Origin of the sequence: Qipengyuania soli (assembly GCF_015529805.1) — a bacterium.
GTDB lineage: Bacteria > Pseudomonadota > Alphaproteobacteria > Sphingomonadales > Sphingomonadaceae > Qipengyuania > Qipengyuania soli.
Genome location: NZ_CP064654.1, coordinates 2,404,463 through 2,431,048, shown reverse-complemented (window position 1 = coordinate 2,431,048; position 26,586 = coordinate 2,404,463). Strand labels below are relative to the sequence as shown.

At 63.2% G+C, this 26,586-nt stretch carries 28 protein-coding genes; 14 read left to right on the top strand and 14 right to left on the bottom strand.

Annotation, left to right across the window (positions count from 1 at the left end):
• Nucleotides 1-5 precede the first annotated feature (5 nt).
• The 5 genes from IRL76_RS12105 to IRL76_RS12085 all read left to right on the top strand — a co-directional run bounded on the left by IRL76_RS12105 (nt 6) and on the right by IRL76_RS12085 (nt 5,788).
• A complete protein-coding gene (locus IRL76_RS12105; protein WP_200981582.1) occupies nt 6-707 on the top strand; it encodes an endonuclease/exonuclease/phosphatase family protein in 702 nt (233 codons plus the stop codon).
• Nucleotides 708-840: 133 nt separating this feature from the next.
• Nucleotides 841-1,179, top strand: coding sequence for a P-II family nitrogen regulator (locus IRL76_RS12100; RefSeq protein WP_200981581.1), 339 nt, complete (start codon nt 841-843; stop codon nt 1,177-1,179).
• A gap of 20 nt (nt 1,180-1,199) precedes the next feature.
• Nucleotides 1,200-2,516: an ammonium transporter gene (locus IRL76_RS12095; protein WP_200981580.1), complete on the top strand. Its 1,317-nt coding sequence runs from the start codon at nt 1,200-1,202 to the stop codon at nt 2,514-2,516.
• Between the two features lie 255 nt (nt 2,517-2,771).
• A complete protein-coding gene (locus IRL76_RS12090; protein ID WP_246449753.1) occupies nt 2,772-5,153 on the top strand; it encodes a TonB-dependent receptor in 2,382 nt (793 codons plus the stop codon).
• Between the two features lie 161 nt (nt 5,154-5,314).
• The gene (locus tag IRL76_RS12085) at nt 5,315-5,788 is read left to right on the top strand and encodes a GNAT family N-acetyltransferase (RefSeq protein ID WP_200981579.1); all 474 of its coding nucleotides are present in this window, start codon (nt 5,315-5,317) and stop codon (nt 5,786-5,788) included.
• On the opposite strand, the gene IRL76_RS12080 is transcribed toward IRL76_RS12085, so the two are convergent.
• From IRL76_RS12080 to IRL76_RS12065, 4 genes are read right to left on the bottom strand one after another with little or no spacing between them, the layout of a single operon-like run.
• Entirely contained in the window at nt 5,785-6,165 is a 381-nt protein-coding gene (locus IRL76_RS12080) for a YkvA family protein (protein ID WP_200981578.1), read from the bottom strand. The two genes, IRL76_RS12085 and IRL76_RS12080, sit on opposite strands and share 4 nt — an antisense overlap.
• On the bottom strand, nt 6,155-7,741 hold the full coding sequence (locus tag IRL76_RS12075; RefSeq protein ID WP_200981577.1) for a GMC family oxidoreductase: 1,587 nt from the start codon (nt 7,739-7,741) through the stop codon (nt 6,155-6,157). Before IRL76_RS12075 ends, IRL76_RS12080 begins: the two co-directional genes overlap by 11 nt.
• Nucleotides 7,742-7,765: 24 nt before the next feature.
• Nucleotides 7,766-8,704, bottom strand: coding sequence for a sterol desaturase family protein (locus tag IRL76_RS12070; RefSeq protein ID WP_200981576.1), 939 nt, complete (start codon nt 8,702-8,704; stop codon nt 7,766-7,768).
• Between the two features lie 7 nt (nt 8,705-8,711).
• Nucleotides 8,712-9,116, bottom strand: coding sequence for a hypothetical protein (locus tag IRL76_RS12065; protein WP_200981575.1), 405 nt, complete (start codon nt 9,114-9,116; stop codon nt 8,712-8,714).
• A gap of 62 nt (nt 9,117-9,178) precedes the next feature.
• Between IRL76_RS12065 and IRL76_RS12060 the strand changes: the two genes are divergently transcribed.
• The gene (locus tag IRL76_RS12060; protein ID WP_200981574.1) at nt 9,179-10,606 is read left to right on the top strand and encodes an amidohydrolase; all 1,428 of its coding nucleotides are present in this window, start codon (nt 9,179-9,181) and stop codon (nt 10,604-10,606) included.
• Here IRL76_RS12060 and IRL76_RS12055 read toward each other — a convergent pair whose 3' ends face one another.
• On the bottom strand, nt 10,607-11,044 hold the full coding sequence (locus IRL76_RS12055; RefSeq protein WP_200981573.1) for a protein tyrosine phosphatase family protein: 438 nt from the start codon (nt 11,042-11,044) through the stop codon (nt 10,607-10,609).
• Nucleotides 11,019-11,849, bottom strand: coding sequence for a TerC family protein (locus IRL76_RS12050; protein ID WP_200981572.1), 831 nt, complete (start codon nt 11,847-11,849; stop codon nt 11,019-11,021). The genes IRL76_RS12055 and IRL76_RS12050 overlap by 26 nt, the downstream gene beginning before the upstream one ends.
• Before the next feature lie 258 nt (nt 11,850-12,107).
• Between IRL76_RS12050 and IRL76_RS14660 the strand changes: the two genes are divergently transcribed.
• The 7 genes from IRL76_RS14660 to IRL76_RS12015 all read left to right on the top strand — a co-directional run bounded on the left by IRL76_RS14660 (nt 12,108) and on the right by IRL76_RS12015 (nt 18,915).
• A complete protein-coding gene (locus tag IRL76_RS14660; protein WP_200981571.1) occupies nt 12,108-12,854 on the top strand; it encodes a cold-shock protein in 747 nt (248 codons plus the stop codon).
• 131 nt (nt 12,855-12,985) lie between these two features.
• Nucleotides 12,986-14,173 (top strand): aspartate aminotransferase family protein, encoded by a 1,188-nt coding sequence (locus IRL76_RS12040; RefSeq protein ID WP_200981570.1) that lies wholly within the window; start codon nt 12,986-12,988, stop codon nt 14,171-14,173.
• A gap of 7 nt (nt 14,174-14,180) precedes the next feature.
• Nucleotides 14,181-15,110 carry an ornithine carbamoyltransferase gene (gene argF / locus IRL76_RS12035; RefSeq protein WP_200981569.1) on the top strand — a complete coding sequence of 310 codons (930 nt, stop codon included), beginning with the start codon at nt 14,181-14,183 and terminating at the stop codon, nt 15,108-15,110.
• Between the two features lie 49 nt (nt 15,111-15,159).
• Nucleotides 15,160-16,065 (top strand): Hsp33 family molecular chaperone HslO, encoded by a 906-nt coding sequence (hslO, locus tag IRL76_RS12030; protein ID WP_200981568.1) that lies wholly within the window; start codon nt 15,160-15,162, stop codon nt 16,063-16,065.
• A gap of 100 nt (nt 16,066-16,165) precedes the next feature.
• Nucleotides 16,166-16,555, top strand: a complete 390-nt coding sequence (locus IRL76_RS12025; RefSeq protein WP_200981567.1) for a hypothetical protein — start codon at nt 16,166-16,168, stop codon at nt 16,553-16,555.
• 40 nt (nt 16,556-16,595) lie between these two features.
• Entirely contained in the window at nt 16,596-17,312 is a 717-nt protein-coding gene (gene queC / locus IRL76_RS12020; protein WP_200981566.1) for a 7-cyano-7-deazaguanine synthase QueC, read from the top strand.
• Between the two features lie 4 nt (nt 17,313-17,316).
• Nucleotides 17,317-18,915, top strand: coding sequence for an MFS transporter (locus IRL76_RS12015; RefSeq protein WP_200981565.1), 1,599 nt, complete (start codon nt 17,317-17,319; stop codon nt 18,913-18,915).
• Here IRL76_RS12015 and IRL76_RS12010 read toward each other — a convergent pair.
• From IRL76_RS12010 to IRL76_RS11980, 8 genes are all read right to left on the bottom strand, one after another.
• Nucleotides 18,912-19,436, bottom strand: a complete 525-nt coding sequence (locus IRL76_RS12010; RefSeq protein WP_200981564.1) for a superoxide dismutase family protein — start codon at nt 19,434-19,436, stop codon at nt 18,912-18,914. The genes IRL76_RS12015 and IRL76_RS12010 overlap by 4 nt on opposite strands.
• A gap of 95 nt (nt 19,437-19,531) precedes the next feature.
• Nucleotides 19,532-20,641: an OmpA family protein gene (locus IRL76_RS12005; protein WP_200981563.1), complete on the bottom strand. Its 1,110-nt coding sequence runs from the start codon at nt 20,639-20,641 to the stop codon at nt 19,532-19,534.
• A 195-nt stretch (nt 20,642-20,836) separates the two neighbouring features.
• Nucleotides 20,837-21,292: a DUF2793 domain-containing protein gene (locus tag IRL76_RS12000; protein WP_200981562.1), complete on the bottom strand. Its 456-nt coding sequence runs from the start codon at nt 21,290-21,292 to the stop codon at nt 20,837-20,839.
• 22 nt (nt 21,293-21,314) lie between these two features.
• On the bottom strand, nt 21,315-23,504 hold the full coding sequence (locus tag IRL76_RS11995; RefSeq protein WP_200981561.1) for a phage tail protein: 2,190 nt from the start codon (nt 23,502-23,504) through the stop codon (nt 21,315-21,317).
• 3 nt (nt 23,505-23,507) lie between these two features.
• Nucleotides 23,508-23,924 carry an NlpC/P60 family protein gene (locus IRL76_RS11990; protein ID WP_200981560.1) on the bottom strand — a complete coding sequence of 139 codons (417 nt, stop codon included), beginning with the start codon at nt 23,922-23,924 and terminating at the stop codon, nt 23,508-23,510.
• Nucleotides 23,921-24,664 (bottom strand): DUF2163 domain-containing protein, encoded by a 744-nt coding sequence (locus tag IRL76_RS11985; RefSeq protein ID WP_246449751.1) that lies wholly within the window; start codon nt 24,662-24,664, stop codon nt 23,921-23,923. The genes IRL76_RS11990 and IRL76_RS11985 overlap by 4 nt, the downstream gene beginning before the upstream one ends.
• Complete coding sequence (locus IRL76_RS14590) at nt 24,661-25,089, bottom strand: terminase large subunit domain-containing protein (RefSeq protein WP_425504496.1); 429 nt, start codon at nt 25,087-25,089, stop codon at nt 24,661-24,663. Before IRL76_RS14590 ends, IRL76_RS11985 begins: the two co-directional genes overlap by 4 nt.
• A gap of 1 nt (nt 25,090) precedes the next feature.
• On the bottom strand, nt 25,091-25,714 hold the full coding sequence (locus tag IRL76_RS11980; protein ID WP_200981558.1) for a hypothetical protein: 624 nt from the start codon (nt 25,712-25,714) through the stop codon (nt 25,091-25,093).
• 231 nt (nt 25,715-25,945) lie between these two features.
• Here IRL76_RS11980 and IRL76_RS11975 point away from each other — a divergent pair, with 231 nt between their 5' ends.
• Nucleotides 25,946-26,581 (top strand): YqaA family protein, encoded by a 636-nt coding sequence (locus IRL76_RS11975; RefSeq protein ID WP_200981557.1) that lies wholly within the window; start codon nt 25,946-25,948, stop codon nt 26,579-26,581.
• The last annotated feature ends 5 nt before the right edge of the window (nt 26,582-26,586 follow it).

The window sequence follows — 26,586 nt, the reverse complement described above, 5'->3', positions numbered from 1 at the left end:
ACCGCATGCAGCTGAGGGTCGCAAGCTACAACATCCACAAGGCCGTCGGCCTCGATCGCAAGCGCGATCCCGAACGCATCCTGCGTGTCCTGCACGAGATCGACGCGGACGTGATCGCGCTGCAGGAAGCGGACCGACGCATTGGCGAACGCACCAGCGTGCTGCCCCGTGCGGCTATCGACGATACCCATTGGCGCGTCATCGAGGTGGCCCGCCGTCCGCGGAGCATCGGCTGGCACGGCAATGCCCTGCTCGTACGGCGCGGGATCGAGGTCCATGCGGGCGAAGCACTGGAACTCCCGACTTTGGAACCGCGCGGTGCGGCCTGCGGCGAGATCGAAATCGAGGGCAAGCTGATCCGCATCATCGGCACCCATCTCGACCTGTCCGGACTGCGGCGGCGCGACCAGATTCGGGCGTTGCTTGACCGCGTGCAAGGCTGTGACCGCAACCTGCCGACCGTTATTCTCGGCGACTTCAACCAATGGGGCCGGCAGACCGGGGCGATGCGCGAATTTGGTGACCACTGGGAAGTGCTTACTCCGGGCCGGAGCTATCCGAGCCGCCAGCCGGTCGCGACACTGGACCGTATCGCCATCACCCGGCACTGGCGCTGCACCGAAACCGGAGTCCACCACACCCCTCTCGCGGCCGTCGCGTCGGACCACCTGCCTGTCGTTGCACAGCTCGCGCTGACTAAAAAGTAGTCACCCGCCTAAATTTCGAGCAGCTCGCCACCGCAAACATGGTTGCGCCCCCTTGGTGCGCGCTTTGGCACGCTTCGTGCTGCATCTGCGAAGGCCGGTGCTGGGACCGGCGGCAGACATGAGGGGTGAAGGCGTGAAATTCATCATCGCAGTCATCAAGCCATTCAAGCTCGACGAGGTGCGTGAGGCACTGGGTTCGATCGGCGTGGCGGGAATGACCGTTTCCGAGGTCAAGGGCTTCGGACGACAGAAAGGGCAGACCGAGATTTATCGCGGCGCCGAATATTCGACCAACATGCTGCCGAAGGTGAAGCTGGAAATCGCCGCGAGCGACGACCTGGCGCCGCAGGTGGTCGAGACCATCCAGCAGACTGCCAGCACCGAAGCGATCGGTGACGGCAAGATCTTCGTGCTCGATCTCGCCAGCGCCACGCGCATCCGCACCGGCGAAACCGGCGACACCGCCCTGTGAAGACGATGAAGGGATCCACCATGCTTCGCACTCTCACCCGCGCGGGCGCCGCCGGCCTCGCGTTCTTCGCGCCCGTAGCGGCGTTCGCACAGGAAGCGGCGGAAGCCGCCGCGCCTGTCGCCAATCCCGGCAACAACGCCTGGATGATGACCTCAACCATCCTCGTCCTGATGATGATCCTGCCCGGCCTCGCACTGTTCTACGGCGGCCTGACCCGCTCGAAGAACATGCTTTCGACCATGACGCAGATTGGCGCCATCGCCTGTCTCGCCATGCTCGTCTGGGTCACCTACGGCTACGGCCTCGCGTTCGGACCGGAAGGCAACCAGTTCATCAGCTGGGGCAAGTTCTTCCTTGCAGGCGTCACCTCGGACAGCACCGCTGCGACCTTCAGCGATGAAGTGATCAGCGAATATGTCTTCATCTGCTTCCAGATGACCTTCGCTGCAATCACCGCCGCGCTGGTGCTTGGCTCGACGGTCGAGCGCATCAAGTTCTCGGCCGTGATGGTGTTCGGCGTGATCTGGCTGACGATCGTCTATTTCCCCATCGCCCACATGGTCTGGGCGGGCGGCGGCCGCTTCTTCGAAATGGGCGCGCTCGACTTCGCCGGTGGTACGGTGGTGCACATCAATGCCGGTGTCTCGGCGCTGGTCGCCGCGATGATCCTCGGCAAGCGCAAGGGTTACCCGGTCGAACCGATGCCGCCGCACAGCCTGACGCTGACCATGGTCGGCACGGGCCTGCTTTGGGTGGGCTGGTTCGGCTTCAACGCCGGTTCGGAACTCGAAGCCGACGGCACCGCCGGCCTGGCTATGATCAACACCTTCGTTGCTACTGCCGCTGCGGCACTGGCCTGGATGGCGGTCGAAAAACTGATGGGCCACAAGGCTTCGGCCCTGGGCTTCTGCTCGGGCATCATCGCGGGTCTCGTCGCGGTTACTCCGGCAGCCGGCAATGTCGGCGTGTTCGGTGCCATCGCGCTGGGTGCGATTGCTTCGGTGGTCTGCTTCTTCGCAGTGTCGAAGCTCAAGCCCAAGCTCGGCTACGACGACGCGCTCGACGCGTTCGGCATCCACGGCATCGGCGGTATGATCGGCGCCATCGGCACCGGCATCTTCCACGATGCCTCGCTCGGCGGACCCGGGGGCGACCTCTCGATGCTCGACCAGACGCTGGTCCAGCTGAACGCCACTGTGACTACCGTGGTCTGGGCCGCGGTCGGCACTGCCATCGCGATCTACGCAGCGAAGCTCCTCACTGGCCTCAGGGTCTCCGAAGAGGTCGAGTTCAACGGGCTCGACATCGGCGAGCACGGGGAGCGCGCCTACAACTGATCACAAGCTCGGCGGGGCGCCTTCTCTCCTCTCCTCGGGCGCCCCGCCCACCCATGTTCCTCCTGCGAACATCGACTTGCAAAGGGCCGGAGCCGACGCTCCGGCCCCTTTTTTGCTCGAAATCAACCTGTGACCCGTTTGCTACGGAGCGCGGGGCTCTGAGCGGCCTTACGAGCGACGGGATTGAAAAGCGCCAGTGCGTGATTCATGTGAGCGCCGTTGGGGAGGCTCGCCTCCCCGGGAGGAGAGCAAATCATGAAGACCATCACCAAGTCCCGTGCCTCGCGCGTCGCCATGCTCATGGCCGGCAGCGCGCTTGCCGCCATTTCGGTACCCGCTGCGGCGCAGGATGCCGGCGCGGAAGAGGAAGCCACCGGCAACGTCATCATCGTGACCGCGACCAAGCGCGATTCGACCATCCAGGACGTGCCTTTCTCGATCAACGCACAGACGCAGGAAGACATCCAGAAATCGGGCGCAACCACGCTCGAGGATGTGTCGCGCAACGTCGCCGGCCTGTCGGTGCAGAACCTCGGGCCCGGCCAGAGCCAGGTCTCCGTGCGCGGCGTCTCCGCCGGCCAGGTCGTCCGCGACCAGCCGGGCGTGAAGGAACAGGTCGGCGTCTACCTCGACGAAAGCGTGATCTCGCTTTCGCTGTTCACGCCCGACCTCGACCTCTTCGACCTCAACCGCGTCGAAACGCTGCGCGGCCCGCAGGGCACGCTGTTCGGTTCGGGCAGTGTCGGCGGCACCATCCGCTACATCACCAACCAGCCGCTCGTTGGCGTCAACGAAGGCATGGTCGAAGGCAATGTGAACCTAGTCGATGGCGACGACATGGGCTGGCACATGAAGGGCATGGTCAACGTGGCCCTTGGTGACCGCATGGCACTGCGCGCAGTCGGTTACTTCACCGAATACGGCGGCTTCATCAATGCTGTCGGTCCGGCCGGCGGCGACGACATCAACGGTGGCGAGCGTTACGGCGGTCGTATCGCGCTGACCTACGAAGTCAGCGAGAACGTGACCATTACCCCGCGCGCCGTCTACCAGAAGGTCAAGGCCGACGGTTTCAACCGCCAGGAAATCTACAACCTCTATTACAACGAATTCCTGACGACCCCGCAGACCTTCGACGAGCGCGAGCAGTACCTGCTGCTGCGTGAAGGCTTCGAGGATGAAACCTTCATTGGCGACCTCGTCATCAACGCCGACATCTCGGACATCACGCTGACTTCGGTGTCATCCATCACCGATCGCAGCATCCTCGTAAGCCGCGATGCCAGCGCCCTGACGGGCTCGGTCTCGGTCGACCTCGGCTTCCCCGATGCCGGCGTGCTGCTGCCGTCGAACCTGCGCGACACCACCGACGTCAACAGCTTCACCCAGGAACTGCGCCTGTCGTCCAACTACGGCGGTCCGTTCCAGTGGGTGTTCGGGGGTTTCTATTCGGACACCGAGCGCTTCTATCGCCAGCGCTTGCCCACCCCGGGCTATGACGCATTCACCGATGCCGCATTCGGCGCGGGCACTTCCGCAGCGGTTGCCAATGGCTTCCCGCTGAATTCGCCCTACAATGCCGACCTTCCGTACGACCTGACGCAGTTCGCAATCTTCGGCGAAGGCACCTATGCCCTGACCGACGCGTTCGACGTCACCGTGGGCCTGCGCTGGTACGACTTCACCGAGACACGGAAGTTCATCTCGGGCGGCCTGTTTGCCAATGGCGACAACGTCGAGGACAAGACCACGTCCGATGGCTTCAGCCCGCGCATCCTGTTGAGCTACGACGTCAACGACACGGTGACCGTCAACGCCCAGGCTTCGAAGGGCTTCCGTCTCGGCGGCGTGAACGATCCGCTCAACGTGACGCTCTGCTCGCCGGCGGACGAAGCACTGTTCGGTTCGTTCCAGAGCTACGATGACGAATCGCTGTGGAACTACGAAGTTGGCGCCAAGGCCCAGGGCCGCGGCTTCTATGCCAACGTCGCCGGCTTCTACAACGACATCAAGAACCTGCAGGTTACCCTCGATGCCGGCAGCTGTTCGTCGCGCATCGTGTTCAACGTTCCCGATGCCCACACCATGGGCTTCGAGGCGGAAGTCGGCTTGTCGCCGGTCGCCGGTCTCGACTTCGTGTTCTCGGGCAGCCTGATCGAAGCTGAATTCGACACCACCTTGCCGGGCGCTCTGACCTCGGCAACGGGTATTCGCGAAGGCAATCGCCTGCCGTCGGTGCCGAAGTTCCAGTTCTCGACCTCGGCCAGCTACGAGTTCCCGATCGGGCCCTCGGCAGACGCCTACATCGCGGCTTCCTACAGCCATGTCGGCAACCGCTACACCCAGCCTGCGGACCAGGAAAACAACCCGCGGACGTTCACGCATGGCCTGCCGTTCGGCGGTGCCGCTGCTGGCGATGCAACGACGGTGGACCTGCTCCTCCCGTCCTACGACATCGTGAACCTCAGCGTGGGTGTCGATCTCGACAGCGGTCTGTCGCTGGTCGCCTACGTCAACAACGTGTTCGACGAGAACGCGCTGCTGAGCTTCGACCGTGAGCGTGGCGGGCGTGCGCGCCTGTCTTACCTTACCAACCAGCCGCGTACTTTCGGCATCACGGCCCGCCAGTCGTTCTGACGCGCCGATTGCAAAACAAAGGGAAGGGCCGGGGTGCGAACTCCGGCCCTTTTCCTTTGCCCGCACTTCGGGCAATCCCGCTGACGTCGACAGGAGGCGGATGAGTGGTGCTCGAGTTGCGGATTGCCACGAGGGATGACCGCGAGGCGATAGCGGATCTGATGGAGCGATCGATTGCCGAACTCCAGCGCGGCTTCCTGACGCCCGAGGAAATCGAAAGCTCGCGCGTGGCCATGGGCCTCGACCTCACCCTGATCGACGACGGCACTTACTTCTGCGTGATGGAAGGCGATGCGCTGGCCGGGTGCGGGGGCTGGTCGCGCCGGGCGACGCTGTACGGCGGCGACCATTCGGCGGGTCGCGATTCCCGCCTCCTCGATCCGGAGAAGGAACGCGCGCGGATCCGGGCGATGTACACGCATCCCGACCACACCCGTAAAGGGGTCGGCCGCATGATCCTCGACGCTTCGGAGAATGCGGCCCGCGCGGAGGGTTTCAGGGAGCTGGAGATGGCCGCGACAATGTCCGGCAAGCCGCTCTATTTCGCGTGCGGCTACACGGTGGAGAGCGAATGGTTCGATACCCATGGCGCGGTGCCCGTGCCGCTGGCGACCATGACCAAGCGGATCGCCTAGGTCGCCGGGCGGGCGAAGAACCACCAGCCGGCGGCCAGCAGCGCGGCCCCCCAGATTACGATAACGATGACCAGCCCCGCAGTGGAGCGAGGCTTTTTCGAAAACTGTGCGGCCTTGTCGCGATACTCGGCCATGAGGTCGGGCGGGATCAGTCGCAGGACCGTCCAGATACCCACGGGCAGAAGGATAAGGTCGTCGAGCAGGCCGAGCACAGGAATGAAATCCGGGATGAGGTCGATCGGGCTGAGCGCATAAGCAGCCACGGCCAGCGCCACGCCGCGCGCAAGCCACGGCGTGCGCGGGTCGCGGGCTGCAATGTAGAGCGCCAGCACGTCCCGCTTCAGTGCGCGGGCCCAGCCCTTGAGGTCAGCCAGCAAGCGCCGCCTTGACGAAATCCGCACATCGCTCGCCGATCATGATCGACGGGGCATTGGTGTTGCCCGAGACAAGGCGCGGCATGATGCTGGCATCAGCGATGTAGAGTCCGTCTACCCCGCGCGCCTTCAGCGTCGGATCGACCACCGAGTCCTCGTCTGCACCCATCCGGCAGGTGCCGACAGGGTGATAGACGGTGTCGGCGCGGTTGCGGATCAGCTCGTCGAGCTGGGCGTTGTCGTCGAGGTCGATCGGGAAGCGGTCGCGCGGTTCGTATTTGGCCAGGCTTGGCGAGGTCACGATGCGGTGCGACAAGCGCACGCCTTCGCGCAGGGTCGCAATATCGCGATCATCGTCAAGGAAGTTGGGATCGATCCGCGGAGCGTCGGCAGCGTTGCGGCTGTCGAGCCTGACGGTGCCGCGACTCTCGGGCCTGAGCACGCAGGCGTGGAGCGAGAAGCCATAGCCTTTCACATCGGTTCGGCCATGGTCCTCGAGCATGGCGGGCACGAAGTGCCACTGGATGTCGGGAGCGGGTGCGTCGGGCATTACGGTCCAGAAACCGCCAGCCTCGGCATAGGGTGTGGTCATGCGTCCGGTGCGGAAGCGGCGGTGTTCCACCAGCGCCTTGGCGACCTTGAGCGTGCCTGCGAGCGTCTTGCCGAAGAACTCGTTATTGTCGACCTGCCAGCTCGACACGTAGTCGATATGGTCCTGGAGGTCGGAGCCGACTGCAGGCCGGTCTGCCACCACGTCGATCCCGTGTTCGCGCAGGTGGGTGGCGGGGCCGATGCCCGAGAGCATCAGGATCTGCGGCGAGTTGAACGCACCAGCCGAAAGCACGACCGCGCCTTTCGCCTTCACGGTGCGCTGGCGCGAACCGACCGAATACGTCACGCCCGTCACCCGGCCACCGGAGATTTCGAGTTTCTGGACGGTCACGCCGATCCGGATGTCGAGATTGCTGGCATTGCGCCGTGGCTCGACATAGGCGCGCGCAGCCGACCACCGCTCGCCATCCTTCTGCGTGACCTGGTAGAGCCCGAAGCCTTCCTGCTTCTCACCGTTGAAGTCGGCATTGCGCGGCAACTGGAGCTGTGCCGCCGCCTCGACGAAGGCGATGCTGCCCGGATTCGGCCATTTCTGGTCGCTGACCCACAGTGGCCCGTGGTTTCCGTGGTAGGCATCAGGGCCGCGGACATTGTGTTCGGCGCGTTTGAAGTAGGACAGCACATCATCGTAGGCCCATCCGGAGCATCCGAGTTCCGCCCAATTGTCGTAGTCCCACTTGTTGCCGCGGATATAGACCATCGCATTGATAGCCGAGGAGCCGCCAAGACCCTTGCCGCGTGGCTGGTAGCCGATGCGGCCGTTCAGCCCTTTCTGCGGGACAGTCTCGTACATGTAGTTGGCCGCCGGGTTCGGGATCGCGAGCAGGCCTGGCGTGGTAATGCGCATGCCATTGTTCCGCCCGCCCGCCTCGAGCAGGCAAACTGTCTTGCCTGCCTCGGCCAGGCGACCGGCCACCGCACTGCCGGCGCTTCCGCCGCCGACCACCACCACATCGAATTCGTCCATGAAAGCTCCTCTCGATTCGAGAGGTTAGGCAGGCTCCGCGTCGCCCGCAATCGGGTTTGCATTTGAAACGGGTCGAGCTGGCTCTGCCTGGCGTTCGAGCCAGCGCTCACGGATCATGTCGGAGGTTTCGCGGCTGCCATCATGCGTCCACCCGGGTTCGCGCAGCAGGTAGCCAAGCTTGCTGCCCCAGGGCGCGCGCCACATGTCCTGCACGATGCCGATCCATTCGTGGAACACGGCCCACAGCAGGTTGAAGCTGCCCAGTTGCTTGACGATGCCGTAGCGGATTTTCTCGTCGTCCACCTCGGCCTCGAAGGTACCGAACATCTTGTCCCAGACGATGAAGACGCCGGCATAATTGCGATCGAGATAGCGTGGGTTCGTGGCGTGGTGGACACGGTGGTGGCTCGGCGTGTTCATCACGGCCTCGAACCAGCGCGGCATCCTGTGGATCGCCTCGGTGTGGATCCAGAACTGGTAGATCAGGTTGAAGCCGGCGCAGATGGCGATCATGCCCGGATGGAAGCCGAGGAGAACCAGCGGCAGCTTGAACACGAAGCCCAGCGTCAGGAAGCCGGTCCATGTCTGCCGGAGCGCGGTCGACAGGTTGTAATGCTGGCTCGAATGGTGGTTCACATGGCTCGCCCAGAACCAGCGCACGCGGTGGCCGAAGCGATGGACCCAGTAATAGGCGAGATCGTCGAGCACGAAGCACAGGGCAAATGCCCACGAGGTCCACGGCACGTCGAACAGGCGGAACTGCCACACCCACAGGAAAAGCGCGAGGAAGGCGCCACCCGAAATCAGCCCCGCGACCGTGCTCCCCAAACCGAAGGCAAGGCTGGTAAGCGTGTCCTTCGGTTCATAGGCGTCGGGGCGTGAGCGCCACGCCCAGATCATCTCGATCAGCACGAGGGCAACGAAGCCAGGCACGGCCAGTTCGGTGGGTGAGAAATCGGGCATCCTGGACCTATCCTATGCCTTTGATCGCCTGCATCCAAGCTGAAGCGTCGGCCAGCTTGAGGCGCGCGGCACCGTAACGCTTTTCGGCAGTGTCGATCACCAGCGTACCACCTTCGATACGCGCAGTCGCCGCGCGCGTCAGGACCCGTCCGGCGTAGTGCGATCCATGCGGCCGGAGCAGCAGGATACGCCCCGACGCATCGCGAAGCAGCGCGCCGTGGCCATCCTCGTCGATTGCGCAATCGACTGCCAGGAAGCCGCTCACCGCCTCGTCGGCAGCGCGTAACGCCGCCTCCCGGTCGGCCAGCCGGGGCGTCGGACCAAGCTTGAGCCACCATGCGATGGCGGCGAGCGCAAGGATCGCAGCCAGCGAGCCGAGGAACTGGATCAGGGCAGGGGGAAGTCCGCTCATGGCTGCGCGGATTGGCACGCGCGCCCATTTCCGGCAAGCAGGTCGCAACAAGGGAGACACAGATGAAATCCGCACTCGCCATCGCCACGGTCATGCTTCTCGCCGGAACTGCCGCACCTGCAATTGCACAGCAGGCCGACCCTCTCGCCGAAGTCACTGCGCAAGGGGACCGCACGGCAAGGGTCGCCAAGCAGATCTGGGACTGGGCAGAGCTCGGCTACCTCGAAACCCGCTCGAGCGGTCTCCTGCAGGACGAGCTCGACCGTGAAGGGTTCAAGGTCAAGGCAGGCGTTGCCGAAATTCCGACGGCATTCGTCGCCGAGTGGGGCAAGGGTGGGCCGGTAATCGCCATTCTCGCCGAATTCGATGCGCTACCGGGGATCACCCAGTCGACCTCTTCCGCGCGTGATCCGCTTGCAGAGAAGCTCGCCGGCCATGCCTGCGGGCACAATCTGTTCGGGGCCGGATCACTGACCGCGGCGATCGCGGTGAAGCGCTGGCTCGAAAAGACAGGCACGCCGGGCCGAATCAGGCTTTACGGCACGCCTGCCGAAGAGGGCGGTTCGGGCAAGGTCTACATGGCGCGGGCGGGCCTGTTCAACGACGTTGACGTGGCGATCAACTGGCACCCGTCCGATGAGAACAGCGGGGCAGCGCAGACCAGCCTCGCCAACCGTTCTGCCAAATTCCGTTTCAAGGGCGTGTCGGCCCACGCCGCTGGCGCTCCGGAACGGGGACGCAGCGCACTCGACGGGGTTGAGGCGATGAACATGATGGCCAACATGATGCACGAGCACACCGACATGGACACGCGCATCCACTACGTCATCACGCAAGGGGGCTCGGCTCCCAATGTCGTTCCCGACTTCGCCGAGAGCTTTTATTACGTGCGTCATCCAGATGCGGACGAGGTGCGGCGCCTGTGGACCCGGCTCGAAGCGGCGGCGAGGGGTGCGGCCATGGGAACGGGTACCGAAGTCGAGTGGGAGATCATCCACGGCAACAACCCGCTGCTGGTCAACGAGACGCTGCAGAAGGTGATGGACGCCAAGTTGCGGAGCCTCGGCGGCGTCGAATACACGGCCGAGGAACGCGCTTGGGCCACGGAAATCGCCAAGAGTTTCGGCGAGAAAGCCGAGCCGTTGGAGGATGCGGCCAAGATCCAACCCTATGCGAAGTCGCTCGGCTATGGGTCTACCGATGTGGGCGATGTTTCGTGGACCACGCCCACAGTCGGCCTCGACACCGCGACCTGGGTCCCGGGAACCAGCGCCCACAGCTGGCAGGCGGTCGCGGCGAGCGGCTCGACGATCGGTTTCAAGGGGGCGCAACTGGCCGCCAAGGCGATGACCCTGATGGCGGCCGAACTGTTCACCAACCCCGATCTGCGTGCAGCAGCACGGGCCGAGTTCGACGCGTCGCGCGGTCCGGACTACGAATATGTATCGCTACTGGGCGATCGCGATCCGCCGCTCGACTATCGCAAGTAGTCAGGCGGCTTTCGCGGCCAGCTGCTTCATGACGGGCAGGATGAGCACCGGGTTGTAGCCCGCATCGCGCACCATTTCCGCGACGACGTCGGGATCGCGGCCCTGCTTTGCCTGCGAGAGCGCCCAAAGCATGCTCGAGCGATTGCCCGATCGGCAGAAGGCGAGGATGTCACCGTCCGCTTCGGCAAGCGCACAAGCCATTGCGTCGATCTGCTCGGGGCCGATGCCCTCGGCCCCGACGGGTATCGAGACATAGGCGACGCCGGCAGCCTTGGCCGCTGCGGCAATCAGTGCCCCGTCGGGCTGGTCGTCTTCCTCGGCATCGGGACGGTTGTTGATGATGAGCGCGAAACCGCGGTCGGCTGCGCGCGCTACGTCGTCGGGAGAAATCTGTCCTGCGACGAAAACGGCCTCATCGATGGGGGTCCATTCGGTCATTGTGCGTCGTCCTGCTATTCTTCGCCTTGCGCCTGTTGCGCTGCAGCATGTTGAGCAGTTCGACACCTAGTGCGAATCCCATGGAAGCGTAGACATATCCTTTTGGCACATGGAAACCCAATCCATCGGCCACCAGGATCGCGCCGATCATGACCAGGAACGCGAGCGCCAGCATGACCAGCGTCGGGTTCTTCTCGATGAACTGGGCCAGCGGATCGGCAGCGACCATCATGATGCCTACGGTGATCACGACTGCAGCAACCATGATCGGGATGTCATCGGTCATGCCCACGGCGGTGAGGATCGAATCGATCGAGAAGACCATGTCGATTGCGATAATCTGCGCGATCACTGCTCCGAAGGTAGCGGTCACGGCAGCTGCCGTGCCCGGCGTCTTGTCCAGCAGGTCGCCCGAATCATCTTCAGGCTCCATCGAGTGATGAATTTCCTTGGTCGCCTTCCACAGCAGGAAAAGGCCTCCCGTGAGCAGGATCAGGTCGCGTCCTGAAAAGGCAGTCTCGAAGCTGGGTTCGCCGTACTGGTTTGGCGCACCGGTCAGGCCCAGGTCGAAAAGCGGCGTTTGCAGGGTCACCAGCCAGCCGATCAGCATGAGCAGGCCGATGCGCATGACGAGCGCGAGTGCCAGGCCGATCTTGCGCGCCTTCTGCTGTTGATGCTCGGGCAGCTTGTTGGACAGGATCGCTATGAAAATGAGGTTGTCGACGCCGAGAACGACTTCAAGAGCGATCAGTGTCAGCAGGGCCAGCCAGGCGGCCGGATCGGTGAGCAAGGCCATGATTTCCATCGTCCCGCTCTGCCAACTCGTTCCGGCGGTGACAAGGGAAACGGCTGACAAATCCGGCCTTGCGAAAATGTCACAATTTTGCCGCGCATCGGACGGTTGAGCTAAATCATTCGCGTATGGCGATGTTTCGCGCTATGAGGAGGACAAAATGTGGCGAATGCGTCCGAAATCGGTGCGCATGAGTCCGTGTCCGGCGTATCCTGCTGCCCCGCGCCGAAGCACAGTTACCCAAGGGCGGCCGAAGGTAATGTTCGAGTTATGGGTTACGACAGAGGGCGCCGCCGCGGACGGGACAAGCGCGACGGTTTCGGGGAGGAAGGTTTCGATCCGTTTGGCGGACCGCCGGCGGATTTTGCTCCACACAATTCATTCCGTGACGACCGCGGCGGCGGCGATCGCTTCGGCGGTGGCGGCGACCGTTTCGGCGGCGGCAACCGCGGCGGCGGTGGCGGCGGCTTCGGCGGCGGCCCGCGTGGTGGCGGTGGCGGTGGCGGCGGCTTCAACCGCATGCCCGCGCAAGTCGTCGGCACCGGCAAGGGCACGGTGAAGTTCTTCAACAGCCAGAAGGGCTTTGGCTTTATCCAGCAGGAAACCGGTGGCGAGGACGTTTTTGTCCACATCAGCGCTGTCGAGCGTGCGGGTCTCGAAGGCCTGGCTGAAGGTCAGGAGCTCGAGTTCAACCTCGTCGATCGCGGCGGCAAGGTTTCGGCTCAGGACCTCCAGGTCGTCGGCGATGTCATCGCTGTCGCCAAGCGCGAAGACGCGGCACCGCGTCGCGAGCTGACAGGCGAAAAGGCCAGCGGAACCGTGAAGTTCTTCAATTCGATGAAGGGCTTCGGCTTCCTGACTCGCGATGACGGCCAGCCGGACGCTTTCGTGCACATCAGTGCGGTCGAGCGTTCGGGCCTGTCCGGAATCGACGAAGGCCAGCGCTTCGAGTTCGATCTCGAAGTCGACCGACGCGGCAAATATTCGGCGGTCAACCTGGTTCCGATCTCGGAATAAGGTGCGCGCCTCGGCCCTCCCGGGTTTGACCCGGCAGGCGAGACGCAATAGATCGCTGACAAACACGCAGATGGCGGTTCCCTGACGGGACCGCCATTTGTCTTTGACCCGAGAGAGCCCCCGGAGACACCATGTCGATTTCGCCCCTGATGCCCGTCTATCCCCGCTGCGGCGTGCGCCCCGTTGAAGGGGACCACTGTCACCTCATCGACGAAGACGGCACCCGCTATCTCGATTTTGCCAGTGGCATTGCCGTGAACCTGCTCGGCCACAGCCACGCTGGCCTGATCGGCGCGATCCAGCAGCAGGCTGCGAAGCTGATGCACGTCTCGAACCTCTACGGCAGCCCGCAGGGCGAGGCGCTTGCACAGCGTCTGGTCGACAAGACATTTGCCGATACCGTGTTCTTCACCAATTCGGGTGCCGAGGCGGTCGAGTGCGCGATCAAGACCGCGCGTGCCTATCACCAGCATGTCGGCAATGACGACAAGTTCGAACTCATCACCTTCACCAACGCCTTCCACGGGCGGACAATGGCGACGATCAGCGCCTCGAACCAGGAGAAGATGCACAAGGGCTTCATGCCGCTGCTCGCCGGGTTCAAATATGCAGAGTTCGACGATCTCGAGAGCGCCAAGGCGCTGATGGGCCCGAATACCGCAGGCTTCCTGGTCGAACCGATCCAGGGCGAAGGGGGCATCCGCCCCGGCAGCGAGGAGTTCATTCGCGGCCTGCGCCAGCTCGCTGACGAAAACGACCTCATGCTGGTGTTCGACGAAGTGCAGTGCGGCGTTGCGCGCACCGGCAAGTTCTACGCCTACGAACACTACGGTATCGAGCCCGACATCATGGCGACCGCCAAGGGCATCGGTGGGGGCTTCCCGCTCGGAGCCTGCCTTGCGACCGAAAAGGCAGCGCGCGGCATGGGCTTTGGTACGCACGGCTCGACCTATGGCGGCAATCCGCTGGCCATGGCAGCTGGCATGGCGGTGATGGATGCCGTCGCAAATGACGAATTCCTCGCCGAAGTGACCGAGAAGGGGGAGCGCCTGCGCAGCCGGCTCGAACAGTTCATCGGCAACTATCCGGAGCTTTTCGAGCTCGTGCGCGGCAAGGGATTGATGCTCGGCCTCAAGATGAAGGTCGAAAGCCGGCCGTTCTACGTGCACCTGCGCGACAATCACCAACTGCTGACCGTTGCTGCGGGCGACAACACACTGCGCATCCTGCCTCCGTTGGTGGCCGACGATGCCGAATTCGACGAATTCTTCGACAAGCTCTCCGCCGGTGCGGCGAGCTTCGATCCGGCCACGGCCTGAGGAGACGATGGCGGTGAATCACTTCCTCGACCTCTCGGATGCGGGCGGGGATGCGATTGCCGCCATGCTTGCCGACGCACAGGATCGGAAGGCGGCGCGTGCGGGCTGGCCGAAAGGCAAGCCCGACGCCGACGCGCCGCTTGCGGGTCACGTGCTGGCGATGATCTTCGAGAAGAATTCTACCCGCACCCGCGCCAGCTTCGACATAGCCATGCGCCAGCTGGGCGGTAGTGCGCTAATCCTTGATTCGGGGACAAGCCAGCTCGGCCGAGGTGAAAGCATTGCCGATACGGCACGCGTGCTCAGCCGTATGGCCGATGCAATCATGATCCGCACGGACGACCATGTGAAAGCCGAAGAACTGGCGCACTATGCCAGTGTACCGGTCATCAACGGCCTGACCGATCGCTCGCATCCCTGCCAGATCGTTGCCGACCTTCTGACCATGGTCGAACAGGGCAAGGCCCTGCCGGGTCTCGAACTCGCCTGGCTGGGGGACGGCAATAATGTCCTCCACTCGATCCTCGAGGCAGCAGGCATCTTCAAGTTCAACGTCCGCGTCGGCACTCCGCAGGGTTACGAGCCGGAGACCGAATTCGTCGAGATGGCCCGGGCCGGCGGTGCGCAGGTCACGCTGACCAAGAATGCAGCCGAAGCTGCCGAGGGCGCGGACATCGTCGTCACCGACACCTGGGTGTCGATGGGCCAGGAGCATGTTCACAACAAGCTTGCGGCGATGGAGCCGTTCCGCGTCGACGAGAAACTGATGGCCCGCGCCAAGCCCGATGCGCGCTTTCTCCATTGCCTGCCAGCGCATGTGGGAGACGAAGTGAGTAGCGGCGTCTTCGAAAGCCCCCAATCGGTGGTTTTCGACGAGGCGGAAAACCGCATCCACGCGCAGAAGTCGATCCTGCTTTGGTGCCACGGCAAGCTGTAGGCGGGGCCGAGCCCCTACCATTTTGCTGCCCACGCCCCATATGGCGGCGATGAACGATACCCCCCTCCAGCCCGAAGAAACTTATTCGGGCCGCCTCCTCGGCTTCACCATCCCTTCGCAGAACGCGCGTGGCCGGCTTGTCCGTCTCGACGGTGTCCTCGATGAAGTCCTGTCGGCACATGCCTATCCTGCGCCGATCACGCACCTACTTGCCGAGGCGCTGGTCCTGGCCACGCTCATCGGCGGTCTGCTCAAGGACGATGGGTCGCAGGTGACCATGCAGGCGCAGACCGAAGAGGGCGCCGTTCGACTGCTGGTGTGCGACTTCAAGGGTGGCGCGTTACGTGGCTATGTTGATTTCGACGAGAGCCGACTTGCCGAACTGGGGGCCAATCCATCCCTCTTTGCGCTCTTTGGCAAAGGCTATCTCGCGATCACTTTCGATATCCCGTCGGGCCAGGGCCGTTACCAAGGCATCGTACCGCTGGAGGGTGGCAGCCTCTCGGAAGCATGCGAGAGCTACTTCTACCAGTCGGAGCAGGTCCCCACACTCATCCGTTGCGCCGTACGCTCCGGAAGCGAGGGAACGGTGGCTGCGGGCATGCTTGTCCAGCATCTGCCCGACGGAGAGGAAGGACGCGAACGCCTCCATGCGCGACTAGACCATCCCGAGTGGGAACATGTCGCCGTCATGGGCGGCTCTATCCGCCATGAAGAGTTGCTCGACAACGATTTGTCGCTGGAGGCCATAGCCTGGAGGCTGTTCCACGATGAAGACGAGGTCCGCATTCAGCCGGGTGCCGCCATCGCGCGTGGATGCAGGTGCTCGATCGAGCACTACGAGCAGGTTCTTGGCCGTTTCCCGGAAGAAGACAGGGAAGAAATGCGCAATGACGACGGGCTCATTCTGGTCGATTGTGCGTTCTGTTCGAAGCAGTTTGCCATCGCCCGATAACGGTCTGTCGATGTTATACAACGGTTAAGCGCAGTTTTGCTGTAATATGGACGAATCGGGGCGGCGATTTCGCTCCGCTTGAAAGGTGGTTCGAGTGAAGATGCGTGTATCTGCAAAGGCGATAGCCATTGCGGCGGCTTGTCTGGCGGGTCCTGTGCTTGCGCAGGGATCGCTGGCGATGCTCGACACGCTGCAAAAGGGCGGTTGGGAAGTGCGCTATCGCGATGGTAGTGCCAGCCGTAAGGTCTGCGTGCGCTCGGGCCGCGAGTTCATCCAGCTGCGCCACACGGACAGTGGCTGCAATCGCTTCGTCGTCGAAGACGGCGCCAGTGAAGTGACCGTTCAGTACACCTGCCGTGGCAATGGCTATGGCCGGACGAACATTCGCAAGGAAACCCCGGCCCTCGTCCAAATAGACAGCCAAGGGATCGCGGACGGCAAGCCATTCCAGTTTTCTGCCGAAGCCCGACGGACTGCGTCCTGCGACTGATGATTGCAGCAGGACGCGATCCGTTCTAGCGGCTCGCACCATGCCCAATGAAAACGATACTAAGCCCGGCCCGGCGGTAATCCTCCTGTCCGGCGGCCTGGATTCCATGGTGACCGCCGCCATTGCGCGCGAGCGTGGCCATGAAATCCATGCACTGACGATTGATTACGGTCAGCGTCACGTTCGTGAGCTGGAATCGGCAAGGGCAATCGCGCAGAAGCTGGGTGTCGTCCGGCACGTCCTGCTTCCGCTCGACCTTCGCCAATTCGGCGGCTCGGCACTGACCGACGATATCGATGTGCCCAAGGGCGGTGTCGGGGAAGACATTCCGGTAACTTATGTTCCCGCCCGAAACCTGGTCTTTCTGGCTCTGACCACCGCCTTCGCGGAAACGTCCGGATCCCGCGATATCTTCATCGGCGTAAATGCGCTCGACTACTCGGGCTATCCGGATTGCCGGCCCGAGTTCATCGCCAGCTTTGCCGAAACCGCACGCCTCGGGACCAAGCAGGGCGTGGAAGGCATGCCTTTCACCATTCATGCGCCTCTTCAGCACATGTCGAAAGCGGACATCGCACGTGAATGCGATCGGCTCGACCTGAACCCTTCCTGGAGTTGGTCCTGTTACGATCCAACACCCGAGGGATTGGCATGTGGCGGATGTGATTCGTGTCGATTGCGCCGAAAGGGCTTTGCCGAAGCGGGGGTTGTCGATAGCACTCCCTACGCACAGGATGCGCCAGCACTGACGGAGTAAGTAATTGACCGAAGCCACAGACGCGACCGCCCCCGCAACTGAACAGAACGGGAGTGGCGCCGAAACCAAGGTCTCGGCCTATAGCTGGTACGCGCTCAGCGTCCTCGTCCTAATCTACGTGCTGAACTTCATCGATCGCCAGATTCTTTCAATCCTGGCGAACGATATCAAGGCCGACCTCGGTGTCGAGGATGACTACCTTGGCTTCCTCTACGGCACGGCTTTTGCCGTATTTTATGCGCTGTTCGGCATTCCGCTGGGTAAGCTCGCCGACAGCTGGAAACGCGTGCGCCTGATGGCAATCGGCCTGACCCTGTGGTCGACCATGACCGCGTTGTCGGGATTCGCGAAAAATGCCACCACCTTGACCGTTGCACGCATCGGGGTGGGCGTGGGCGAAGCTACGGCCAGCCCCTCTGCGTATTCTCTCATCAGCGACTGGTTCCCCGCGCGGCTGAGAGCGACTGCCTTGGCGATATATTCATCGGGCCTGTACCTAGGCGGCGGAATCTCGCTGCTCATTGGCGGCCTGATCGTCGAAAACTGGAACGCGGCCTATCCGGAAGGTGGGCCACTCGGCCTCGCAGGCTGGCAAGCGGCATTCCTCGCAGTGGGCATCCCGGGGCTGTTGCTGGCACTCTGGGTCCTAACTTTGCGGGAACCAGTGCGCGGTGCGATTGACGGCCTCCCGACTCCCGAAGATCCCGAACCTTTCAAGGGCTTCGTACGCGAGCTCTTCCAGGTAATTCCGCCGTTCACTATCTTCGGAGCGGCGGCTCGAGGGACGAGCGCGTTGGCGATGAACCTTGCTGGCGCGGCATTCTTCGCAGCGCTCGCTTGGATCCTCTGGCGCTGGACCGGAGTGCTCGAACAATGGGTATTCCTGGGAGTCGGCTATTATGCCGTCTTCAGCTGGGCGATGGGCCTGCGCGCCCGTGACCTCCCGACGTTTCGTCTGACCTGGGGTTCACCGGCGTTCCTGTGCACGATCCTTGGTTACGGCACAGTATCCTTCATTTCCTATGCCGCATCGTACTGGGGTGCCCCTTACGCGGAGCGCGCGCTGGGCGCATCCAAGTCCGATCTTGGCCTCTTGCTTGGCGCGCCGGCCGCCGTGGCTGGTTTCGTAGGGGTCATCGTCGGGGGCTGGATCGCGGACATGCTGATCAAGCGACGCCCCAACGGACGCGTCTGGATCATCATGCTGGGCCTGCTGGCACCGCTTCCCGTGATGTGGGTGGCCTACACCACGAGTGATGTGACCATCTTCTACATCGCCAGCTTCTTTGCCCAGATGCTCAGCGCATCGGCGCTTGGAGGAGCGGCTGCAACAAGCCAGTCCCTGGTGTTGCCACGGATGCGTGGATTGGCGACCGCGACTTTTTTCCTCGCAACGACTCTGGTTGGCCTCGGCCTGGGACCCTTTATGGCGGGCTATGTCTCGGCTACCAACGGCGATGACCTCTCCAAGGGAGTGCTGTCGACATTCATCGTCGCGCCGTTCGGTTTCGCACTCCTCGTCGGGGCGCTTTGGCTGGTCCCGCGGGCCAGTGCCAATGTGCGCAACTGGGCCCGCGAAGCCGGCGAACCGATCGAGGCCTAGTTCGCTTCGAATACTCCGCATGCAATGCGTGACCCGGCATTGCCTGTCGGGTCGGTGCGATAGTCGTCAGCATTTGCGTGAATGACGATGGCCGTACCGTCGGCATCGAACAGGTCGGCCATTACGTTGGACGGTTCGCCCGGCAGATCGACCACGGCAGTGGCGGTTCGATTGGACGCCACGTCCAGATTAGGCATGTCGCCGAGGTGCTTGCCACCGGCCGATAGCGATCCGTGTGCTTTGCCCCCAGGATTGAGGTGTCCACCCGCGCTCGTGAAGTCAGGTGCGATGCACTTGCCGGTGGTGTGAAGATGGAAGCCATGGATACCCGGTTCGATACCGGCAACCGCCGCACTGAGGGTCAGCCGGTCGCCCTTGCGCGTGATCTGGGCTGAGCCAATCGGGATGCCGCTTGGCAGCCTGATTGTAGCTTCTCCGAGCCGTTCTTCGGGCAGACTGTCGATCGTGGTGCAGCCGCTGACAACAGCAGCAAGCGCAAGGCTGGCGACAAAAAAGCGCATTACTCAGTTCTCCCTTCCATGGATCCGACACGATCCCAACGAAAAAGGGGCCGGATTGCTCCGGCCCCTCGTTCGATTTCGCAATGAAGCGAAGATTACATGCCCGAACCCGGACCGTAGGTGATTTCCACGCGACGGTTCTGGAGTTCGCGGACACCATCCGCCGTCGGGACGCGCAGCTGCGATTCACCGAAGGCTTCGCTGGAGATCCGGCCATCCGGAATGCCACGCGAGGTCAGGTAGCCACGGACCGACGAGTTACGACGCTCGGCGAGGCCCATGTTGTAAGCCGTCGAACCCGACGTGTCGGTGTGACCGGCCAGCATGACTGCGGCGGTGCCGCAGTTGGCGTAGGCCGAAACCGCGTTGTCGAGGATCGTCGCTGCTTCCGGAGTGATGTCCGATTCGTCCCAGTTGAAGAAGACGATGTACGGACCCTGCTCGCAGACCGGAGCCGGCGGCGGCGGCGGCGGCGGGGGGGGAGGCGGCGGCGGGGGCGGCGGCGGCGGGGGCGGCGGCGGAGGTGCCGGCGGCTCGCCGAAGTTGTAGGTGAACGTACCGAGCAGCGAGTGGCTGCGGATCGAGTCGTTCAGCGAACGACCAGCAACGTCGACCAGCGTCACGTCTTCGGCAGTGAAGAGGCGATACTTGAGGCCAACGTCGATGTTGTCGGTCAGGGGCGCGCGGATACCCGCGAGAACCTGCCATGCCAGACCGCTGTCCGAATCATCGAAGGCCTGCTGAACGCCGACAACCGTGTCGAGGCTGGTGCGAGCCACACCGATACCGCCGCCGACGAAGCCCTGGAGGCCGTCATCGGGACCGAAATCGAACAGGCCATTGAGCATGAATGCCAGCGAGGTGAGTTCACCGTCGGCGACTTCATACTGGTTGGCACCGATGACACTGCCACCGCCCAGGGTGGTCGGGCCATTCACGATCAGCGTGTTCGGGTTGGCACCGGCGTAACGGACTTCTGCTTCCAGACGGAAGGCGCCGAAGTCATAACCGATGAAACCACCAAAGTCGTAGCCGGTGTCAAAATCGACACCGAGCGAGCTAGCGCCGTCGTCGACGTTGAAATCGATATCCTCAACGATGCTCGGACCACCCTCGACGCCGACATACCAGCTGTCTTCCTTGGCGAGGGCGGGCGATGCAAGTGCCGTAGAGGCCATCGCCATACCTATGACGAATTTCCGCATTATTGTTTCCCCTTTTTGCGAATTAGAGCCACCGAGTGGAAGATATCTAACTTTCAACCCCTACAGTGGCAAGCGGACAATGTCCGGGAACTGTTGCAATTATGCCGCTCTTGCGAACGAGATTCTTGCGATAAGAGAATGGGATATCCTCCATGGCGGTGCGAACGGCGCTAGAACAATTTCGTTCCCAGATTGTTACGATGATATGAGTCCGGCCTGTTGCAGGAGTTCAACAATGGTCTCGATCGCCTCGCGCGCCTCGCTGTCGATGGTCGAACCACCCGTCGGCAGCACCGGCTCCGGCGGCAGATTCCATCCTTCGCGAAAACACCGTCTACGCCCGAGATTCTTATCAAAGACATTCATTTGCGCGGTCGGGTCGATGAAGGTCCATTGGTTACCGTCCCATCCGGCGATACGATCCTCCTGACCAATCCAGGCTCCTGTCGCAGGCGTAGCTACAAGGTAAGCCTGCCCCTTTTGCGGGGAGGAAGGCGGATCGCAGACCTCGCCTTCGACCACCGGATGAAGAAGTATATCGAGACGTTCGAGCGCCTCGTTGACGAAAAATTCCTTCTGGGCCTGTCCTGCGACAAGAAATGGCAATGAATATCGGGCGGTGGATTCTGGAAAGCTGACAAATTCGGTCACGGTATGATCCTTCAAGGCGAAGTTACCCGGCCAAGTGGCCGAGCATTAGCGGTTGTGATTTGCTGTAGTCGCCGCACTGCCTCACCCAGATCGGGCTATCGGGGTGCGTCGCGGTGAGATCGGCCAAGGTCGCAGCCCCAAGGACCAGATCCGGGGTCGGGGTAGTAAACGACCGCAAGGGTGCCGAAGGCGGACCGATCCCGACTTCGTAAAGTTCCTGCCGTTCGACGAGGGGCTGTTCGACCTCGTCTTGCCAGATCCAGCCACCGCGGGCTCTTCGGGTCCAGGAAATGGCCAGGGCGCCGTCGTCAGTATGCCGGACGCAGCCGTGGCACGGGCTGGGAGGGCGCCTGCTTGCTCCCTGGTTCTCCAGCGAAGCCTTCACGGGTTCGCTCTCGGCGAGTCCGATCGCTGCAAACTCGGTGCTGCCGGCCAGCGCTGGCAGATCGACACGCAGTAACAATAAATCCTCGTCCAGAAGTGTTGCTTCGCTGCCTGCCGCATGTCCGGCAAGCGCGGGCCGTTCACTCCCGCCGCGACCGCGAAGGAGGCCGGTCAGTTTCCACTCGCCTTCACCGAGGGGTTCGGCCTGGGCGAATTGCAGCACTTCTTCGCCAACCAGCATCCGGTTGACCCCGCGTGCCAGGCCTGCAGAGTCGGTCGAGACCAGTTCGGAACTGTGGTCCAGCATCTTTACCAGCAGCGATGCTGCCTGTTCGAAACGATGTGCAGGGCTGGGTTCCAATGGCTGGAGGAGTTTGCCAGTCGTGGCGCGGGACGGCCCGCTATTGCCGACAGGTTCGAGCGCGGTACCTTGCTGCGCAAACAGCGCTGCCCCGGCCCAGGGGCCAGCGGGCGCGCTGGTTGCCCCAAAGATGCGGACCTCTTCATTCGATCCGTGTCCGTCCCAAGGCAACTCGAAGACGCGGAGGCTCGTGGCCCCGATCTCACGATCCGGTGGATGCCAGCCGTCGCCGGGGTCGGAAGTCACCGCATGGAATGCGCCCTGTTGGAGATGGCGGACAAGCTGCAATTCTATGCCAGCGCCTCGCCACTCCCATTCCGCCACTCGCCATGTGCCGGGAATACCGGGCACCTTTACCTTCGAACCCGGACCCAACGCAGGATCGAGTTGTGCGACCCGCCAGGACAGTGTTTCCTGTCCAATTGCTTCTCGCATGGAGGCCTCACGCAGCAGCATGCGCGCGTCCTGAGCAGACAGGACGCCGGGGAACTCCAATGTCCTTCTCTGTGTGGCTGTGGCACCTCCCTCAGCCCGCTGCATGCCCGGCTGATAGTCGCGCGCGGGATCGTAGTACCGCAGGGCCGATAGAGCATTGGCCGTCAGCGATCCGCGTGCGCGAGCACGCCCGTCCTCGCGACCAAATTCACCCTGATCCCAAGTCGCGGGGGGCGGGAGGGACTTGGTCATCTGTTCCGCCGTGCTGCTCCCGGCAAGCCGCAATGCGCCTCCCCGATAAAGCGGAACGACCGGTTTCAATCGGTCGACCTGCGCCAGCACGCCGGCAAGGCTGCCACCGTCATGGCTGTAGCCTTTGAGCTGATCCATCAGTGCCGATGTATCTACGGAACCGAGATTTCCGACCATCTCCGGGAGCAGCCCGGCTCCATCACCGGCGAGGATTTCGAATGTAAGGGCGGGAATGCGATTGCCGAAATCGGCCAGAGAAAGGTCTTCGAAAACAACATAGGCGCAGCCGCGGTGAGCCGGGCATTTGTCGCCCAGCTCGGCCGCCAGGAGGGGATCTGGTCGCTGGTCCCCATGGCCGGAATGAATGCGCAGGGCACCTGATGACTTGAGGTCGCCGCCCGAGCCTCGCAATAGATTGCCATCGGCCCAGATGCGGCCGATCCCCTCGATCGGTCTGCTCGAAAGCGCCACCGCGAAGGAGACGCTGTAGACATAGGAGGTGCTCGAGGGGCGTCCCTTGCCGCCACCGGATTTCTGCTTCGTCTCCTTGAGGTCGGTCGCCCAGATGACGGTCCCGGCAGCGCGCACGCTGCCATAATGACGGGCGATCGGCTGGCCATAGCTCGAAGTGCTAACGGCGAGGTCCTTCAGGCGCGGACCTTCGCTTTTTGGGCCGCTGATGATGGCGCCGTCTATCTGGCGACCGATGAGCGTTCCGACTGCGCCGCCAAGCGGTCCTCCGAAGAGCGAGCCCAGCGTGGTGAGTACGACGGTCGCCATGATCTATTCCTCGATTAGGGGCAGGAGCCGGTAGTGTCGGTGGATGGACCAGGTCAGCGTGCCGGCATGGATCGCGACGCGTCCCAAGCTTGCATGAGCGTGCACGAAGCGATCCAGTGAAGTTGCAACCACCAGGTGCGTTTGTGCAGGACCGGGCCGGACCAGCAGCAGGTCGCCCCGAACGATTGGCCCGACCGCGATCTCGAAACCATTTCGCCCAGCGAAGGTGAGATAGGGCTCCAACGTTGCGTTACGTAACGCATAGCCCTCGGGGGTTTTCACCCATCCCCGCGCTGCAGAGAGTGCGCAGGAAACAAGTCCGACGCAGTCGAGACCAGTTGCCGGATTCCTCCCTCGCAGCCTGAACGAGGTGCCGACCAGTTTCTCCGCCTCTCTGGCGAAGTTTTCCGCAAGGGTCATCGCGGCATGGGATACTGGGCCAGCATGTCGTTGCCGGGCAGGAATGGCTCGCCACGGAAGTTGCAGGCATTGTCGAAGCGACCAGTGCAGGTGGCGATGGTCTTGTCGCAGCCCTCGCGAAGCTTCACCCTTGCTCCGGTTGCCAGAGCCGGGTCCACCGGACGGTCGAGTGTTAGCCCTACCTGCGAAGTGGCGATGATCCGCGCGGAAAGTCCCGCCATCGTCCCATCGAGGAAGGTCACGGTGCCAAAGGAATATCCGGAGTGGTCGGCCTCTTCGGTCGCGATCCTGTTGGCATCGGGGTCCACCGACCGGATTGTCGTGCGCGTCTCGTGATCGAGCGGGTTCAACGCGCATTCCGGGCCACAGAAGCTTGCGCGACAGGTCGGACTGGAAAGCGGCACGGGATCGACATCGAGGTCGGCCTTGGCCGAGCGCAGCTGGGCGGCGAACTTCCCGCCTTCCTGCGATACCGAACCAATCGACCCGCCGTGCAGGGTGGCAGTTTCGAGCGATTGCCAGTCGACGATGCCGCTTTCGACGCGAGCTCCGTCATACCTGCCCGCGACCAGGTCCTCCTCGCGGATGGCGGCGTGCGAGATTGCGCCCTCTACTTCGCTCTCGTCGTCGGAGAACCCGATCGTCTTGCGGATCGCCGAGGGCAGCATGCCGGGCGCTGCCCGATGCAGCACCCCGTCGAAGAGGAGGTCGCGGTCATGCGTGGTGAAGCCGAGCGTCACTCCATCGCTGCGATAGATCCGCCACAGAGCATCGCTTCGGCCCCGTTGGGCCAGCGCAGCCTCCGCAAGGAAGGTTCGAAAACAGGTCTCCGTTCGGGCGGCGAGCAGGCAAGGATGCCGCTCTCGCCCTCGACCATGACGCTGCGCGCCTCGCCCAGGCTCGCGCCGATCAGTGCGATACGCGCATGGCGGTTCGCTTCGGCGAGCGAGCGGACCCATTCGGCCCCTGCTCGCGTCTTGCCGAAACCGCGTCCGGCCATGATCAGCCAGGTCCGCCAGTCGCCCGACGGTGGTAGCTGCCCGTCGTGCGCGGTGTTGGCGAAGTCGAACGACCATTCGTCCTTTTCCTTCTGGTCCAGTCCGGCAACGAAGCTGTCGGTGAGATCGCACGAGGCCTGCGAGAACAGGCGCGGCCTGCCGCTCAAGTCAGTCACGGGCCTTGCGCGCCTGTTCGGCGGCGACCTGCTGGCGGAAAATCTCGACCTTGCGCTCGATCGAGGCGCGCACTTCCGCGGCGCTGACATTGGCGCGGGCCGCTCGCTCGGTGGCGATAGTATCCTTGTGCGCGGTCAGCAGGCGCAGCGCCGCGGCCACATCCAGCTTCCGGGTCGGAGCCGGATCGCGCAGGAAGCCGAGCACCTCCATTTCCAGATTGGCATAGCCTTCGAAGAGGGCCGTGCGCCACTCGCCCGCGAAATCCTCGTCCGACCGCCGGGTGCGATAGACCTCGCGCACCGAGACATTGGCTTCGCTGGCCGAAGCGGTGACGTTGGAAGTCTCCGCCAGCATGTCGAGGAAAGTACGCTTCCACTGCCGTGGTGCTGGCTTGTCGGCGCTGTTGCGGATGACCCTGCCGCCATTGGCATGGAAAGCCTCGCGGGCCTTCGTGCAAGCTTCGACGAACTCCTCGCTGCGCTGGCGCCGGTTATAGACGGGTCCGGTGGTGATCCCGGCTGCGCTGGCTGCGCGTTTGACCGAGCCATACTTCCTGAGCGCCTTCAGGAAAGGCGCTTCCCAGGCATGGCGGTCGCCAGACTTGGCTTTGCCCATCTTGCCCTCCCGCAATAAATCGACTGAACGCGAAAGGGCGGCCGCTCCGGCTGGTGGAGATGGCCGCCCTTCAGTGCGAATCACACTATCGCGATGTTCCTTTTATGTGCCCAAACAGCGTGACGATGTCAATCAAAAAGAACCAAATAGGTTATTCAGTCGCGCTTGCCTACGCCGGGATGCTCGCCTAGTCCGCAAGGGACCACGGGACGCGAGGAATTTCACCAGACCATGCTGCGCAAGCTCTACGACTGGACGCTCGAAAAGGCGTCCCACCCGCATGCCGAATGGTGGCTGGCGATGTTCGCCTTTATCGAGGCGAGCTTCTTCCCGGTCCCGCCGCACCCGCTGCTGGGCCTGATGTGCCTTGCCGAGCCGAAGAAGGCGATCCGCTTCGCGGTTATCGCGACGCTGGCCTCGGTCGCCGGGGGCCTCCTCGGATATGCGATCGGCTGGGGTCTCTACGATACCATCGGGGCGGACCTGTTGCGCTGGCTCGGCCTGTCGGAGAGTTTCCCGGTCGCGGCGTGCTACCTGCGCGAATACGGGGTCGAGATCCTGATCGTGAAGGGCGCGACCCCGATCCCGTTCAAGCTGCTTACCATCACCGCGGGCTTCATCGGCATGGCGCTGGTGCCCTTCATCCTTGCCAGCATCGTTTCCCGCTCGATCAGCTTCATGATCGTGGGCGTGCTGTTCCGCATGTTCGGTGCCCCGATCAAGCGCTTCATCGACAAGTACCTCGGCCTCGTGACCGTGGGCTTCGTGGCGCTGGTGATCGCCGGCTTCGTCGCCATCGCCTATCTCGACGGCGGGGAAGACCAGGCCACGGCCGAGAAATGCGCCGCCGCTACGCTGGAGCAGTAAGCGGG

What these genes read in the sequence shown, in the direction of transcription:
- IRL76_RS12025 (WP_200981567.1), top strand. Translation starts at nt 16,166, where the DNA reads ATGCGTGTATCTGCAAAGGCGATAGCCATTGCGGCGGCTTGTCTGGCG.
- IRL76_RS11990 (WP_200981560.1), bottom strand. Translation starts at nt 23,924, where the DNA reads ATGACCCTTGCGGAAAACTTCGCCAGAGAGGCGGAGAAACTGGTCGGC.
- IRL76_RS12095 (WP_200981580.1), top strand. Translation starts at nt 1,200, where the DNA reads ATGCTTCGCACTCTCACCCGCGCGGGCGCCGCCGGCCTCGCGTTCTTC.
- IRL76_RS12070 (WP_200981576.1), bottom strand. Translation starts at nt 8,704, where the DNA reads ATGCCCGATTTCTCACCCACCGAACTGGCCGTGCCTGGCTTCGTTGCC.
- IRL76_RS12060 (WP_200981574.1), top strand. Translation starts at nt 9,179, where the DNA reads ATGAAATCCGCACTCGCCATCGCCACGGTCATGCTTCTCGCCGGAACT.
- hslO (WP_200981568.1), top strand. Translation starts at nt 15,160, where the DNA reads ATGAACGATACCCCCCTCCAGCCCGAAGAAACTTATTCGGGCCGCCTC.
- IRL76_RS12065 (WP_200981575.1), bottom strand. Translation starts at nt 9,116, where the DNA reads ATGAGCGGACTTCCCCCTGCCCTGATCCAGTTCCTCGGCTCGCTGGCT.
- IRL76_RS12105 (WP_200981582.1), top strand. Translation starts at nt 6, where the DNA reads ATGCAGCTGAGGGTCGCAAGCTACAACATCCACAAGGCCGTCGGCCTC.
- IRL76_RS12050 (WP_200981572.1), bottom strand. Translation starts at nt 11,849, where the DNA reads ATGGAAATCATGGCCTTGCTCACCGATCCGGCCGCCTGGCTGGCCCTG.
- IRL76_RS12005 (WP_200981563.1), bottom strand. Translation starts at nt 20,641, where the DNA reads ATGCGGAAATTCGTCATAGGTATGGCGATGGCCTCTACGGCACTTGCA.
- IRL76_RS12010 (WP_200981564.1), bottom strand. Translation starts at nt 19,436, where the DNA reads ATGCGCTTTTTTGTCGCCAGCCTTGCGCTTGCTGCTGTTGTCAGCGGC.
- queC (WP_200981566.1), top strand. Translation starts at nt 16,596, where the DNA reads ATGCCCAATGAAAACGATACTAAGCCCGGCCCGGCGGTAATCCTCCTG.
- IRL76_RS14660 (WP_200981571.1), top strand. Translation starts at nt 12,108, where the DNA reads ATGGGTTACGACAGAGGGCGCCGCCGCGGACGGGACAAGCGCGACGGT.
- IRL76_RS12040 (WP_200981570.1), top strand. Translation starts at nt 12,986, where the DNA reads ATGTCGATTTCGCCCCTGATGCCCGTCTATCCCCGCTGCGGCGTGCGC.
- IRL76_RS12085 (WP_200981579.1), top strand. Translation starts at nt 5,315, where the DNA reads ATGGAGCGATCGATTGCCGAACTCCAGCGCGGCTTCCTGACGCCCGAG.
- IRL76_RS12090 (WP_246449753.1), top strand. Translation starts at nt 2,772, where the DNA reads ATGAAGACCATCACCAAGTCCCGTGCCTCGCGCGTCGCCATGCTCATG.
- IRL76_RS11980 (WP_200981558.1), bottom strand. Translation starts at nt 25,714, where the DNA reads ATGGGCAAAGCCAAGTCTGGCGACCGCCATGCCTGGGAAGCGCCTTTC.
- IRL76_RS11995 (WP_200981561.1), bottom strand. Translation starts at nt 23,504, where the DNA reads ATGGCGACCGTCGTACTCACCACGCTGGGCTCGCTCTTCGGAGGACCG.
- IRL76_RS11975 (WP_200981557.1), top strand. Translation starts at nt 25,946, where the DNA reads ATGCTGCGCAAGCTCTACGACTGGACGCTCGAAAAGGCGTCCCACCCG.
- IRL76_RS12075 (WP_200981577.1), bottom strand. Translation starts at nt 7,741, where the DNA reads ATGGACGAATTCGATGTGGTGGTGGTCGGCGGCGGAAGCGCCGGCAGT.
- argF (WP_200981569.1), top strand. Translation starts at nt 14,181, where the DNA reads ATGGCGGTGAATCACTTCCTCGACCTCTCGGATGCGGGCGGGGATGCG.
- IRL76_RS12055 (WP_200981573.1), bottom strand. Translation starts at nt 11,044, where the DNA reads ATGACCGAATGGACCCCCATCGATGAGGCCGTTTTCGTCGCAGGACAG.